16 protein-coding genes are annotated in these 13,389 nt (G+C 67.0%); 9 read left to right on the forward strand and 7 right to left on the reverse strand.

Annotated features, from left to right (window positions below; genetic code table 11):
- Positions 1-323: 323 nt before the first annotated feature.
- Positions 324-548, reverse strand: coding sequence for a hypothetical protein (locus ABZ885_RS25040; protein ID WP_360192699.1), 225 nt, complete (start codon positions 546-548; stop codon positions 324-326).
- Positions 549-805: 257 nt separating this feature from the next.
- Here ABZ885_RS25040 and ABZ885_RS25045 point away from each other — a divergent pair, with 257 nt between their 5' ends.
- Positions 806-1,660, forward strand: a complete 855-nt coding sequence (locus ABZ885_RS25045; RefSeq protein ID WP_360192702.1) for a hypothetical protein — start codon at positions 806-808, stop codon at positions 1,658-1,660.
- Positions 1,641-2,531: a hypothetical protein gene (locus tag ABZ885_RS25050; protein ID WP_360192705.1), complete on the forward strand. Its 891-nt coding sequence runs from the start codon at positions 1,641-1,643 to the stop codon at positions 2,529-2,531. Before ABZ885_RS25045 ends, ABZ885_RS25050 begins: the two co-directional genes overlap by 20 nt.
- 319 nt (positions 2,532-2,850) lie before the next feature.
- On the opposite strand, the gene ABZ885_RS25055 is transcribed toward ABZ885_RS25050, so the two are convergent.
- Both ABZ885_RS25055 and ABZ885_RS25060 read right to left on the reverse strand, forming a co-directional pair.
- Positions 2,851-3,219, reverse strand: coding sequence for a hypothetical protein (locus ABZ885_RS25055; protein ID WP_360192708.1), 369 nt, complete (start codon positions 3,217-3,219; stop codon positions 2,851-2,853).
- Complete coding sequence (locus tag ABZ885_RS25060; RefSeq protein ID WP_360192711.1) at positions 3,219-3,416, reverse strand: hypothetical protein; 198 nt, start codon at positions 3,414-3,416, stop codon at positions 3,219-3,221. The genes ABZ885_RS25055 and ABZ885_RS25060 overlap by 1 nt, the downstream gene beginning before the upstream one ends.
- Before the next feature lie 450 nt (positions 3,417-3,866).
- On the opposite strand from ABZ885_RS25060, the gene ABZ885_RS25065 reads away from it, so the two are divergent.
- The 3 genes from ABZ885_RS25065 (at position 3,867) to ABZ885_RS25075 (ending at position 6,232) form a co-directional block, all read left to right on the forward strand.
- Complete coding sequence (locus tag ABZ885_RS25065) at positions 3,867-3,995, forward strand: hypothetical protein (RefSeq protein WP_360192714.1); 129 nt, start codon at positions 3,867-3,869, stop codon at positions 3,993-3,995.
- Positions 3,996-5,368: 1,373 nt separating this feature from the next.
- Positions 5,369-5,560 (forward strand): hypothetical protein, encoded by a 192-nt coding sequence (locus ABZ885_RS25070; protein WP_360192716.1) that lies wholly within the window; start codon positions 5,369-5,371, stop codon positions 5,558-5,560.
- A gap of 12 nt (positions 5,561-5,572) precedes the next feature.
- Positions 5,573-6,232: a helix-turn-helix transcriptional regulator gene (locus ABZ885_RS25075; RefSeq protein WP_360192719.1), complete on the forward strand. Its 660-nt coding sequence runs from the start codon at positions 5,573-5,575 to the stop codon at positions 6,230-6,232.
- A gap of 349 nt (positions 6,233-6,581) precedes the next feature.
- On the opposite strand, the gene ABZ885_RS25080 is transcribed toward ABZ885_RS25075, so the two are convergent.
- Complete coding sequence (locus ABZ885_RS25080; RefSeq protein WP_360192722.1) at positions 6,582-6,749, reverse strand: hypothetical protein; 168 nt, start codon at positions 6,747-6,749, stop codon at positions 6,582-6,584.
- Between the two features lie 284 nt (positions 6,750-7,033).
- On the opposite strand from ABZ885_RS25080, the gene ABZ885_RS25085 reads away from it, so the two are divergent.
- The gene (locus tag ABZ885_RS25085; RefSeq protein WP_360192725.1) at positions 7,034-7,345 is read left to right on the forward strand and encodes a hypothetical protein; all 312 of its coding nucleotides are present in this window, start codon (positions 7,034-7,036) and stop codon (positions 7,343-7,345) included.
- A 106-nt stretch (positions 7,346-7,451) separates the two neighbouring features.
- On the opposite strand, the gene ABZ885_RS25090 is transcribed toward ABZ885_RS25085, so the two are convergent.
- Both ABZ885_RS25090 and ABZ885_RS25095 read right to left on the reverse strand, forming a co-directional pair.
- A complete protein-coding gene (locus tag ABZ885_RS25090; RefSeq protein ID WP_360192728.1) occupies positions 7,452-8,276 on the reverse strand; it encodes a helix-turn-helix transcriptional regulator in 825 nt (274 codons plus the stop codon).
- 10 nt (positions 8,277-8,286) lie between these two features.
- Positions 8,287-8,535, reverse strand: a complete 249-nt coding sequence (locus ABZ885_RS25095; RefSeq protein ID WP_360192731.1) for a hypothetical protein — start codon at positions 8,533-8,535, stop codon at positions 8,287-8,289.
- Positions 8,536-9,445: 910 nt separating this feature from the next.
- Here ABZ885_RS25095 and ABZ885_RS25100 point away from each other — a divergent pair.
- Positions 9,446-9,655 (forward strand): hypothetical protein, encoded by a 210-nt coding sequence (locus ABZ885_RS25100; RefSeq protein ID WP_360192734.1) that lies wholly within the window; start codon positions 9,446-9,448, stop codon positions 9,653-9,655.
- Positions 9,645-9,914, forward strand: a complete 270-nt coding sequence (locus ABZ885_RS25105; RefSeq protein WP_360192736.1) for a hypothetical protein — start codon at positions 9,645-9,647, stop codon at positions 9,912-9,914. The genes ABZ885_RS25100 and ABZ885_RS25105 overlap by 11 nt, the downstream gene beginning before the upstream one ends.
- A gap of 29 nt (positions 9,915-9,943) precedes the next feature.
- Here ABZ885_RS25105 and ABZ885_RS25110 read toward each other — a convergent pair whose 3' ends face one another.
- Entirely contained in the window at positions 9,944-10,975 is a 1,032-nt protein-coding gene (locus ABZ885_RS25110) for a hypothetical protein (RefSeq protein ID WP_360192739.1), read from the reverse strand.
- A 420-nt stretch (positions 10,976-11,395) separates the two neighbouring features.
- Between ABZ885_RS25110 and ABZ885_RS25115 the strand changes: the two genes are divergently transcribed.
- Positions 11,396-12,025, forward strand: coding sequence for a hypothetical protein (locus ABZ885_RS25115; RefSeq protein ID WP_360192742.1), 630 nt, complete (start codon positions 11,396-11,398; stop codon positions 12,023-12,025).
- Positions 12,026-13,389 lie beyond the last annotated feature (1,364 nt).

Genomic DNA, 13,389 nt, shown 5'->3' on the forward strand with positions numbered 1-13,389 from the left:
ATAGTTACTTGAGTTCAGAGGTGTGCTATTCCGATCTCCGTGGGGGGCTGCCACCCGCCGACCGGGCCCTCAGCCGATCCGGCACAGAGGCCCTGTCGGGGACCGGGGGCTTGAACGCCAAAGCGGCTCGATGGCTAGCTGGCTTGCCAACCAGCGGCCCCCGGCAAAGCTACTCGGCGCCGACCACCCCGACAGCCCTGGCCCGGGACAGGGCCCGTGTATCGGCGCCGACCACCCCCAACCCTCACCAGTTGCCGAGAGCAGCAGTTCTTCGAGGGAAGGTGATTGGTCATTATCCTTCCTTTTCCCGGGCTGATGCGGGGTCAGCGGATCAGCTTGTGCAGGCCCATCACGCTCGCTCCGAAGCCGGTCAGCCCCGCCAGCACTGCTTCGGCCGCCGAGCCTCCTCCTAGGAACGTGAGGCCGCCGACGACCGTGCCGATGAAGGCACCCCCGAGGAGGATGATGGCGGTGCGCACCGTGAAGAGCGGCTCGGGCTCCGGCGGCAGCTGGGACGGCGGGGGCGGGGTCGAGGTGAGCGAGCTCATGTGCTCCTCCAGCGATCTGTCGGTGATTCAGACGCCCGCTTCTACGTCGCAGCCAGCCCGCTACCCCACGGGCGGCTTCGCCCGGAGCAGCTCTAAAAGATCTTGAAAACAGTCCGTGGGGTACCGGGGGGCGAGCCACTTACAAGGGGGCGAACTCGGTTTCGGCGCAGCCCAGGAGCTTGCGAGTGGGGTGGGCCGGGGCCGACTTCGGCCCCTTCACTCTGAACGGGCCGAGGAGACGAGCGGAAGGGGAGGCAATGCAGGGCGACGACGCGGGCGGGCAGTTCGCGGCCGCGCGCGCCCGGGACCTACAACCCGAAGGCCGGTCCAACAGGAACGATCTTGGTGTGCCGGTGCCCATGGAGATCTTGGACGCGTTCTTCGCCGAGAAGTCCCGTGAGAGTAAGAAGGCGCAAAAGCTGCAGGAAAGCATCGACCGGCGGATGGCTGACCAGCGAATCGTTGAACTGCTGGCCCGGGATGGCTTCGAGGGCTCACGGTACGACCGGTTCGTCGACGAGCTCGTCCGGTACGGGATCGCGGTGCTGCGGGCCTGGATGTACTCCGGCTTCATCTTTCAGCTCGTCGCACAGCGGGGCTTCGGCCTCCACCCTCACGAGCTGGAGCTGGAAGAGCTGAACTCGAACAGCGATCTTCGGGACGAGCTGGCCACCATGACTGTCGCGCGCGCATTGCCGCGGTTCCGCCAGCGGGCCTTCGTCGAGGGCGGCTGGCGATTCGAGGGCGGGGCTAGCATTACCACCTACTTCATGGGCGCCTGTGCGTACGACTTCCCCAACGAGTTCCGCCGGTGGAAGGCCAGCGAGGAACGGCAGTCCCGTGCGCTCCGCCGGCAGAAGGCCGTCTGCGAGGAGTCGGTCCGCACCCTGGGCGTCGCTGAGGAGGTGATCGGCAACCTGAGGGTGCTCACCGACCTTGAGGAGATCGACAACCCGATGACCAGGGCGGCGGTCGCCTTGACCATTGACGGCTTCTCCCAGGAGGAGATCCGCGAACTGCTGGATGCCAAATCCGTGCGAGCGATCGAAGGCCGGATCCACCGGTGGCGGACCAAGGTGAAGCAGGAGGAGCGTGACGAACGTGGACGATGACCAGGAGTTCGACGCACTACTGGAGCAGTCCTCCCTGAGGTCGGAGGGCGCACGCCGACTGAGCGAGCGCACGCCTGCAGGACGAGCCAGCGACGTTCAGATGATCATCGAGTTGTTGGTTGAGGGCGACGCTGACTCCGGCTACCCCGGGTCGGTTGAGGAAGCAGCCCGCGAGTTGAGCTCAGCTGACAATGCGGCCCGCACTTTGGCTGAACTTGCCCTCTCGATCGACAACCCCGCGTGGCTGTCTCGTCTGGCAACCGCGGCTGGGCACTCCGACAACCTGCTTGGCCTGGCGAGGGTGGAGCAGATGGCGGGGAACTCTGAGGGGGCAGAGACCTTGTACCGGGCAGCTGTCCACGCCGGTGACACCACGGCGTTGCTCTTCCTGGCGAGGATGCGGGAGGCGGCCGGGGACCCTGACGGGGCGGAGGCCTTCTACCAGGCAGCCGTCGATGCCGGCGTTCCCGATGCATCGTTCTACTTGGCGGCGCTGCAGGTTAGGTTCAGGGACCGCGAAGAATCAGTGCCGGGGGACCCAATGGCCTCCATCCGAGACGTCCACACTGAGACCGATACTCTCAAGATCGTGTTTTACAGGTACGTCCTGGAGCGGGGAGGAGTGAGCGCGATGGCTATCCAGCTCGCACGTCACCCAGAAGACGTTCGTCTCGTCATGGAGAACCTTCCAGGAGACCAACTCAAGGTTGTGCAGAACTGGCTGCGGATCACGCCAGAGGAAGTCGGCAGCGGTCAAGACCCTGACAGGTCGGACGCATCACCACGGCTGGCCGCGAACGTAATCAAAGAGGTCTTGGCGGGGCGACCATCGGGATTGAGCAGCGGCGAACCCGTCTCCCGTCACCGGTAGATCATGGTGTGATGTCCACTCACGCCCGCCGTCAGCTCGCCGTCCGACCCGAAGCCGACAGCACCCCAACTCCTCAGCCCGCACCTGTCCGCCAGGCCTGGCCACTGCTGCCCGCGGAACGGCTCCCGGCCGCCGACGGCGACCACCAGGCTCTCGCCGGGCCTCCCGCCCCGGGCGGGCGCCGACCTCTTTGGAGCGGTCCGCGCGGCTGACCCGGGGGGCCGGTTCACGTTGTGGGTGGACCGGGTCCGGGCGGCGGGGGCGGGTGCGTGCGTGACGAGGCCCCGGGACCGACTTGGTCCCGGGGCGCGTCGTGGGTTCAGCGGCCGAGTTGGCGAAGGCCGGCCTCGTACTGCCGTCGGACTGAGCTCTGCTTGTCCGGGTCGCCGTGGAGGGTCTCCGCGATCCGCCGCCAGGACAGCCCGTGGGCGTCGCGGAGACGGACGACTTGGGCCGCGACGCGGGCCTCCAGGAGTCGGGCGATGGTCATGGTGTGGTGGGCGGCCTGCAGCGCGGCGTCGGCCTGGCGGCTGGTGTCGTGCTCGGTCTCGCCGTCGCCAAGGGCCTCCAGCGCATAGGAGAGCTGGTCGGACTCGACTGCCCGGGACAGCCAGCCGTGGGGGTCGTCCTGGGGTTCCCAGGCGATCGTTGCGCTGCGCTGGCCGGCGGACGTGACGTAGACGGGCATCAGCGGGCGTCCTTGTCGCCCGTGGTGCCGCCCATCTGCACGCGGCCGGTGACGGTGCCTCCGGTTACACCGTGGACCGTCCCGGCGACGATGCTGCCGTCAACGGTCCCGCCGGCCGCCGTGAGCGCGTCGGCGAGCTGGCCGGAGCTGGCCTTGGTGGTGTCGATCTCGCGGCCGCCGAAGTTGAAGATCGCCATGATCGGGGTCCTCTCCCGAAATTGGGGTGTGTGCTTTGCGCACGCCACGACTATGGCAGGACTGTGCGCATTGCGCAAGGGGGTGGGGAGCGGCGGCCCCGGCCCGGAAACGGCCGACCGGCACGGGGCTGGTGGCGTGTTGTACCCGGCTGGTCAGCGCCGGGCGTCGCCTGGAGAGAGGAGGCTGGTCACCTCGAAGATGGCCTCCGCCGAGGGCTTGAAGTACCGGCCGTTCGACGGTGCCATCGCTGCAGCTTCTGCGGATCCGGCCCGGCCGGCAGGGCACTGTGGTTTTGTTCACGAGTTCTGGTTCTGGCACAGGTTGTGTGGTGGAGCGGGCCGGAGTCGCCAGGCGAGGCCCTGCGCTTCGCGAAACAGCAGGTCAGCGACCGTACTGGGCAAGAGCCTCACCTGACGGCCGGACCATTCCACACAACCTGTGCCAGAACCATGGACGTGGAGACTCTCTACGTCCTCCTGGACGACTTCACCCAAGCCGACCTGAGCACCGTCGATCTCACTGGCATCGACCTGGAGGGGATGCGGTGGTCTGAGCACACCCACACGGTGGCCGGCTGACGTCGATGTCGAGGGGCTCCGAAGCGAGTCGGAGGAGACACCGGTGGGCTCCGGCATCTATGTGGTCCGGCCGGGAACAACGACGTCCGACCTTCTGCGGGTGTAGCCGGTACAGGAGACGAGTCCGCACGGCTGCCTGCACAGGCGGGCCTCGATGCAACAGCTGTCCGCCGCCACCGATCCTTGATCGCCTGCCATTGGACATTGACCACCGGCCCATATCTGCCACCGAAGGTTGACCGCTCCAGTGGTCAACCTTCGGTGGCAAACGGGCAAAGTTCAATGGCAGCGGACACGAACCGACGTCGAAGTACTGCCCGTTCTCGTGAGCAGAGCCAGCACTGTGGCCTCTGCGTGAAATCCCCCCTCGACGTGATGTCCGCGGCGCGCACTCGGTGACCACCGGCGGAGTGGTGCCGGCACAGGCCGACGTGTCAGTGGTGGTGCTGGTGAGCGGGACGGTGAAGCCGCCACACGTTCCGGGGACCGCGTAGTCCCGCACTCGCGGACAAACGGAAGGGGTGCGGCACCCCCTCCCCGCGTCTAGTGCCTCTGCGTGTTGGCGGGCTTGCGGATTGTCACGGCACATCTAGCGAACGCGATAGCGGCCAAGCCCTCGGCGATCACATCGGTGGTCTCACCCGCCAGATTGGCGCGAGATGTTGGTCGTCCGCCGCGATGTCCCGTGCGGCTTGTGGGCCTGGACGTCATAGAGATTGACTGATCGGTTGTGACTATGGGCCAATTTCATCTCAACACGGTTTTGCGCCGCGAAGCCCATAATTTAGGGCTCCGCGGCGCCTTCGGACGCTGGCGGCAACAGCGTACGATGTGACTGTCGCTCTCGGCTGCTACGGCAATAGCATGCGGTGCGTTACGGTCACTTCACAGCAAGCGATTGCTGCGTGTGGAAGGTGCCGAGTGAGGGCTCCGCACATTCCTGTGGCTAGGCTACGGACTAATTGTGTTGAGGGCAATGGAACCGGGATGATGGGCCTCTTCTGTTCCAGCTCTCGGTTGATCATATACGGCCTGAACTGGGCTGATGCTGGCCGAGGCGCTGTTTTTTTATTTCATCTTCGGTGGGATGGGTGCAATAACGACCTCATCGGCATTGCCCGACAGTTCGCTCAAGGCGTACCCTCGCTCTGGACGAGCTTCTGCGGGTTCCCTGCTCGGCAAGGCATGGGCCCGCGTACCGGGAGTCTCGTACAACATCTGAGGAAGTGAGGGCCAATCAGATGTGCGATCGCAGGCCGAATAGTGATGCCGAAACTGAGTTTTGCGTCGTTAGGCCTGGCGATGAGCGGGTCCCCACCGGTTGGTGGGGCCCGTCGCCAGTGTCACCGTGGTGGATTCCCCCCCTGACTGGTGTGATCATTCTCGTCGCGGCCAGTGGTGCAGTGATCGTAATGACCACGGCCGCCGTCCCCGTGGTGGTTGTACAGGGAGTGGTCGCGCTGGCCGCGTTCACGGCCGCGCTCGCTGCGCCTCGTCGCATCGCGCAAGGGGCGGCTCAGATGATCGGGCGGCTGTTCACCGGCGTCCACCCGGAGATCGCCTGAGAGTAGATGGTCATGGGACGGCAACCGACTCGCCCGGGACGTGACACTCCGTTTCACAATCTCGCGCTGTACCTGTTCGAGCTGCGTGAACGCAAAAGCCTGACGCCCGCGCAGCTCGCCCAGCGCTTGGCTGGCAAGCCAGGCTGCTCGGCACCTGCCCTGTGCCGCATGACCCGCGGACGTGTTCTGCCCAAGTGGGGTAAGGTGGAGGCCTTTGTGGTGGGCTGTGGCGGCGATCAGGCTGATCTCAAGCGAGCACGAGCCCTGTGGGAGGCGGCAGCCTCCCCGCAGCTCAGGCGCAACGAGCTGTTGCTTCAGCATCAACTGCAGCACCACGATCTGATCGACGGGCTCAGGAGCATGGTTGCGCGGTCCGGACTGACGCAGAGCGCCCTGCTGAATGCCGGGGTCGCAGAAGTCACCAGCAGATCAGCACTCAGCCGCGTGCTATGCCATGGCCAGTGGCCTTCTCTGGCCATGGTCAAGGCTATCGTGAAGGCCTGCGGATACCCGGATCATACTGTCGAGCTGTGGGCCCGGGCCTGGTGTCTGATCGGTCGATCCCGTCAAACTGACCCAACTCACGAGGCAGTAGTACTGCCGGTGTGGATGGATCCCGCGTGGTTGTGGATCTTGCACGGTGCGCGAGGGCACCCAAGATTTGCTACCTGACGGGAGGCGCGATGAGGCCGACCGCGTGGGGTGGGGACAGGTCGCGGCCAGCGTTTGCCATTCCGTTTGCCGCCGGTATCAGTCTGCGTGTCCTCAGCCTGTTGACCGCCCGCGTCGCCTGGATGCTCTGCTGAAAACAGTTGGCCGCCGGCTGCCCGGACGAGACGTTCACTGTGGCCCTCGCTCCCTGCCCGCGTCGGTCGTTACGACCGTCACCCTGACAGGACTGAGCACTTTGGGCTGGACGCCGTCACTCGCAGATCTTGATCCCGGGATCGCGCAACCCCGCGACGGCGCGCAACAAAAGGATGCCGGCCCACCTGGCCGGCACCCCTCGGAGTTGGGACCGCTACTGCTGCTGCGCCTCGGCCAGGTCCTTGACGGCGCGTGCCAGTTCGAGGATGGCGAAGGCGATCGCGCCCAGGCCCTCTCCGATGGCTTCGGTCTGCCTGTCGGGGCCGAACCGCTCGACGGCATGTCCAGCGGCGCTCTCGGCGGTGGTCTCGTAGTACGACATTGCTTCCCCTCCCTAGTGCGTGGGTACAACGCCCGCGATCCTCCCCGCTAGGGACGCTTGTTACTCCCGATGCGTGGAAGAGGCAACCGAGTTGAGCGGAGCTGCGGTGCCCCGTACTCTCGGTTCCGGGCTCTGGGCCGGGTGTGCTGTCGAGTCGTATTCGGACGGTCTCCTCAAAAAAAAGCCTGCCGGTGTGACCGAAATCACCATTGAGTGACGATTTGCGGTTCCGGTTCGTTCGGCAGGTCTGACCCCGCATCGTGCGGATTGAGGCTGGCTGTTCGTTGAGTTCTGTTGTTCTCCGGCACGCGCTGATCGGGCTGAGGATCCTGCCCGTCCTGTTCGTCGTTGTGTTGTCCGCTCCGGCGTGGGTGTCCTGGCCGTTCCTGCCCGAGCCCCGTCAGAGGATGGTGCTGGACATGGTGAAGGCGCTGGCTGACTGGACGCGCGTTACGCCGGGAGAGGAGTCGGCGACGGCAGATGCCGTTGCTCGCGAGCACGTGGAGTCGGTGGTTGCCACAACCCCGGGCTCTATCGGGGCGGCCGAGCCGCCCGCCGCCACCGACTCCAGCCCCGGAGCGGACCAGGCCGGCTGACGACGACCTGGACGAAGGCGAATCCCGGGTGGCCTTGGCTCCTTTCCTGCGTCAGCGTGTGGTGCGGTCGACGGCGACCGCACCACACAGATCGACCTCCTTGCTTCTACGGGGTCCGCTCGACCGGTCGCTGCGGGGGTCGGGCCTGCTGGGGCACGGCCGGTGGGCGTGACCGCCACCGCCGGACCGGGAGCGGGGTGTCCACGGCCGTGGCCGGCTCCGGAACCAGGGCCGCCTCGTCCGAGCTTCGGCCGATCGACTCCTGCAGCCGCAGGATCTCCGCCTCGGCGTCGGCCAGCCGCTGCTCGACGGACAGCGGCACGCCGCCAGCACGCTGGTAGGCGTTGACGCGCCGCAGCGCCTCAACCCACTCAGCCTCCTCCTCAAGTGCGACCCCGCAGGCCCGCACGAACTCGATGAGAACCCTTTCCGTGCAGTCCCGCTCGCCTGCCAGCACCCCATGCATAGTGCTTCGCGGCAGCTGGCTCACTCCGTTATGGACGGCCCGTGCTTCCAGCTCCCGCAGGGATGGGCTCGCGGCGTGCAGCCACAACCGCTTCATCGCGAAGTGCAGCTCGGAGCGCTCCGTGATGTACCGCAGGGCCTGGCCCGAGGTGGGCACGGTCACCGCGCCCCTCTTCTTGCGTCCGGGCCGGTTGGCGTCGGCACGCAGCCACAGCCGTTCCACGATGCGCACCGACCCGCCGCAGGCCCGGGTGTAGGCCTCGGTGACCGGCCAAGTCGGGACCGTGCGGCCCTCATCGGCGCGGGAGAGGGTGGCGATGGAGACGGGCAGCGCGAGTTCGGTGGTCTTCTGCGCCATCTGGCTGTAGGTGAGACCGGAGCGCTCGCGCAGCTTGCGAAGCCACTGCGCGAGCGCCACGGTTTCCTTGACCTGCTCAGCCAGGGCGCCGGTGTTCAGGCGCCCCACAGGCCCTCTCCTATCGGGTCCGGCGGGTGGTGAGCGTCTCGACCAGGCGGCGGACCAGCTCGATACCGAGCAGACCGGCCGTGGCCAGGGTGGTGACGACGGTCTGCACCGTCATGCCCCGCGCGGTGAGCGCGGTGGTGAGGAGGAGGACGACGACCACGACCACCGCGGCCGAGACCGGCACCTGGGTGCCGGCCGTCGTCTGGACCTCCACGCACGCCGCGGAGGCGACGGCCTGGTTGGTGTGCTTCTTCCGCAATGCGATCTCCCTTGCCTGTTGCCACTCGACAGAGGGCCCACACGACGCCCGCCCGGCCTTCCAGAGCCGAGCGGGATGGGCTCCCATGCGACAGGTTCCTGTGTCCCACAGGGACAGTCCAGTCGCTCCCGTCCCGGTTTCTCGCTTTGTCCCAGTGCAAGTTGAGATACCGTCAGCGCGCATCCCCAGCTCGCAGCACTCGACCCCCTGGTCACCTGAGCGCCCGCAACAGCAACTTCGTCCGACCTTGCCGGGACAACGACGCTTGCCCCAACGCCGCCGAGACGCAATCCTCGGGGATACCAACCGGGTCATGGGAAGGCCCCGGATGGCCATGGCGTTCCGCAAACGGAAAACCTTGCAGTGAGGGGATTGGAGGACGGGATGAAAGCCAAGAACCAAAATGTCTTAGCGCGGCCGGAGCTCCGTCAGCACTCTCCGCCGTTCCGCGAACGCGGCCAGCCCCGAGCTGCCCGCACGACGCCCCGCATGCCGTGTTAGGCCCCGGCATGCCCAGACGCTGCAGCACGCGACAGTGCTCGGCACCGCCATGCCAGCTCCGGCGGCATAGGCCCCCGGTTCGCCGTGTCCGCATGTCTTCGGGGCATCCATTCCGGGCATAGAGCGCCCTCTCCTGCCCTTCTTCAGGGCGCCTGTACGCGGTCTCCCCGGCCGTTGCCACTCGACACAAATAGGGGACCGGCTTGCCTTGTTCCAGCAGGGCAGGCTAGGTGCGGCACCGCCGCACCGAAGCTTTCCAACGCCGGGACGTCCAGCCGGCCGCCACAGCCGGCATCGCGTGCCCACGCGGCCGGCCGGACGTCCCGGCACCATCCAGACACCAGCGCCCCCACGGGGACGGCAGAACGTCCTACTCTGAGAGCCTGCAGACCAGCACCAGGAGGACGCAATGCGGATGGTGTTCGACCCCTCCGAGGCCGACGGGCTACGCGCGACGGCCCGGGACGCAGCGCTGGAGGATCCGACGCTGGCCTACGTCCTGCTCGACCTGGCGGACCGCGGTGTCGACCTGAACGGTTGCCGCACCTGGGACGACATCAAGATCGAGCGCGGCATCGAGGTCACCCAGGTATCCAGCGGCGAGCAGCGTGTTGCCTGACCGCCCGCCGCGCCGCGCGGTCATCACCTTCCACGAGGTCGCCGAGCGGCAGATCGCCGAGATGGACGACGCCGCCCTTGCCCGCCTCGACCCGCACCTGAACACCATCGCGCTGAGCCCGAAAGCCGCCGGCGTCCAGATGCGACCCGATGGCTTTGTTCACGGGTTTCGACAGCGTCTGTTCAGTACTTCGGGAGGCACCCGCTCAGTGGCATGTTCGATGTTCGCGAGAAGCGACAGCGCCCGAGCTCGGCGATGATGCTCTTGCCACACCGGTGGTCCTGCGAGCTACTGGATGCTCCAGCGGTGTGGATGGTTCGGATCGGTGGGACAGGCGAAGACGTTGAGCTCGCCGAAGCGGCCCACGGTGACCTCGGTGGGTGTGGCGTGCTGATGGGCGGGCAGGTCTCGGTCCTCCAGCGGCTTCCAGCTGCCGCTGCCGCCGTCCCACTCCGAGCTGTCGATAGTCAGCAGCAGGTGCATCGGCGTCCTGCAGGTCCGACAGTCCATGGGGTACGGGTCGGTGGCGTGCCAGGAGGCGAAGCCGCCGACGCGCCAGCCGGGTGGGATGGACAGGTCGTACTGGTAGCCGACCGGCTCGGCTACGTCCTCGTCCGCGGACTGCTCGGCCTCTTCCTCAAGGGCTTCCTCCCAGGCATCGATCCGGGCGCACAGGTCCTCGGGCAGGAGGCCGGCGAACGGGTACGTGGTCACCTGCTCCGGATGCAGGACGCAGGGCTCGGGTAGGAACCCGTCGTACCCGACGACCAGTGGCTGCGGGGGCGCTGCCAGCACCTCTCCGACCTCCCAGGAACGTCGCCAGCGCAGGTGCAGCTCCAGGTCGTACCGGCCCGGGCTGTGAGCGTCGAAAGGGCACCAGAACACCTGGAGCAGGTCGCAGTCGCCCGGCCCCGCCGGCAGGTCCGGAACATCCCGCCGGTACAGCTGCGCGAGGCCGATCATCGGCAGCGGGTCCGTGCCCGGCACCTCGGGAAACCGGTGCTCCAGGCGCAGCTCGCCGAGCAGTTTGCGCTCCTCGTCCGTGGGGCCCGGGTTCTCCTCCCGGGCCCATGCGGCAGACAGGACCCGTCGGTAGCGGTGGATGTCGGCCGGGCGGCGCCCCCGCCCGCGGCCGTGGGCCTCACCGCACACCGGCCACGGTTCGTCCGCTGGCCACAGCATCGGACCGCCCACCGAGCTGCCCGACACCGTCGGGCTGCCCGGCCGCGGGTGCAGGCGCGTCGTCGTACCGCGGTAGGCGGCCAGTTCCGGGAAGAGCCCCTCGACATCGAGCGGGCGCGGGGGCGTGGTCCTCGTCATGGAACGCGACCCTAGACACCCGACGGCACCGTCCATCGAGCACCCCGGCAGCAAACTCTCGATGGCGCTGCTGCTGTCGAAACCCGTGAACATTTCGAACCCCTCGCGGGCGTCGGCTGCCTTCCAAACCGGTGTACATCCGCTGCCCGTTCTCGCGAACAGAGCCAACCCGACAGCCCGGTCCTGGAGTACGCCAAGGACGGCGTCCGGATCGCCTACGTCTCGACCATGCTCGGCACGATCGTCCTGGTCGCCTATGTCGAGGTCGACTGACCCCTCCCCGCGTCGCCTCCAAGACTCCGGGCCCGACCGACCACCCCCCAGCGGTCGGGCCCGGACCCATTCGCACCAGGCCAGCCCCTCGCCTTGATGACCCGCAGTTTCGTGACACCACGAAACCCGGATCGGTAGCCTCACCTTGTGCGTTCTCCCCAGGACAAGCCCCGCACCTGCGCCTACCCCGGCTGCAACGTCGTGCTCCCCGTGCCGAAGACCGGCCGCCCCCGCAAGACCTGCTCGGACGCCCACCGCTCGGCCAAGTACCGCCGCAACAAGGCCGCCGAGCAGACCACGACCGCCCAACCCGCGCCCGCCGCTGCACCGAGCGAACCCGCGAGCCGAGAGCCGTTGCCCGAACCGCAGGACAACGTCCTGCTCCTCGGCGAGACCATCCACCGCAGCGCCGCCAACTTCGTCCAGGCCCTCGCCGACGGACGCGACCCCAGCCAGGCCCTCACCACGCTGCGCCGCATCGTGCGCATCTTCACCAGGCGCCTCCTCGAACAGGCCACCGCCGCCCGCCGCGAGGCCCTCGGACTGCCCGACCCGGCCGTCCAGGAGGCGCGGGAGGCCGCCGAGCGGATCCCGGTCACGCCGACCACCCCCGACCGGCCCGCTTTCGTGACGGCCCGCCACGAAACGCCCGCCGAACAGCCCACATCGAACGCGCCAAGATCGCACAGAACGCCACGCTGCTCCGCACCATCTTCCGCCCCCGAAACGGCACCAAGAAAGCGAAGGCAACACCCGATGCTGACGGCCCCGTTGTGACAGAGGCCAAGGCGACCGCCGATGCAGACGATTCAGCTACCGCAAACCGGTAAGCAGAGATGGGCACGATAGGGCGGTATGGGGCGGGGCTGTAAGCGCGGCATGACGTTGCAAACGAGGGTCGATATGACCGACCCGCGAAACCGGCCGTCCTCGACAGCCCGCCCCACGCGGGATTGGGCCGTGAACTCGGCGACTCCAACCCTGGCATACCTCCCCCCGGCGTAGGGACGGCTGGGCGAGACGACCCCGTCAGTACCGGGAGATGCCGCGCGCCGGGCCTTCACCCCCTCCACGTCCGCCGGCGGCCTCCGCGACACCATGTGCCCCCCTCCCCTCCCCCACCGTGCGCCAGCCACAGAGCCACCAGCCTGTCGCACCGGGCCTGTCGCGCGTCACGACCGTCGCGCCACAAAGGGCACCTGAACAGCCACAACCCCTACCGCTGCGCCCGACGCGACAGCCAACCTTGATGCCCGCCCTCCGACACGAAACTCGTCACGAAACCACGCCCATCAAGGAGCCCACCGGCCCGGCTGAGCACGCACGCGGCCCCGGTCGACCACCACCTTCGCTGCGCTGCCATCGAAACCCGATCCGTCTCCTCTCCAGGCCGCACACACCCGCCACGAACACCGCAGGCACCGGGCCGGCCAGTGGACAGGAGCAGCCAGAAGGATCACCGGAAAGGGCATGGTGGCTAAGGCAGGATTTCCTAACAGAGAAATCCTGATACGCCCTCACAATGCCCACCTAGCCGGGGTCATGGGGTTCCACCCTACAAGCTCGGGAGTCTTTCGTATCAGGCGGTGCGAAGCCCAGGGGATACCCCTTTATGAGATGGCTCCCCGCAGCACGGGGAGCCATCTATAATTTACTTCCCTAATATCGTTGCGACGAGTGCTAAGATCTGCACCAATAGAGACAATGCAGATATAATGAAACTCGCTCTAATCATTGCCCTTCTCCTTCCCTTGCAATCTGCTCCGGTTCCACGGAAACTGAAACGAAGTCATCTGACTCCATATCTATAATATCGCAGTCTGAAATCTACAAAATCGGCGACCAGGTGAATGAAAATCGCGCGAAGCGTCAATTTTTGAAGCCGGAACTAATATTCGCGATTGCACATTTCAGCGGCCCGGCCCCCCTCCCCGCATCGCAGTCAGCATCAAAATCGCAGGTCAGAAGCTTTCTGATGCCAAGTCAGCCATAGCTGGGGTTGGAGGACGCGAAGCGGCCGACCGTCGTTGGAAGGCGCAGCGCGCCGACCTACCCGCGGAGCGGGTAGGTCCGGGATCACCACCCCGCCGACCTCGACGTCCGCGGTGGTGAACCGGAACAGGAAGTTGCTGGTCGGCGGC

The sequence above is a fragment of the Kitasatospora sp. NPDC047058 genome (genome assembly GCF_040643935.1).
Lineage (GTDB): Bacteria > Actinomycetota > Actinomycetes > Streptomycetales > Streptomycetaceae > Kitasatospora.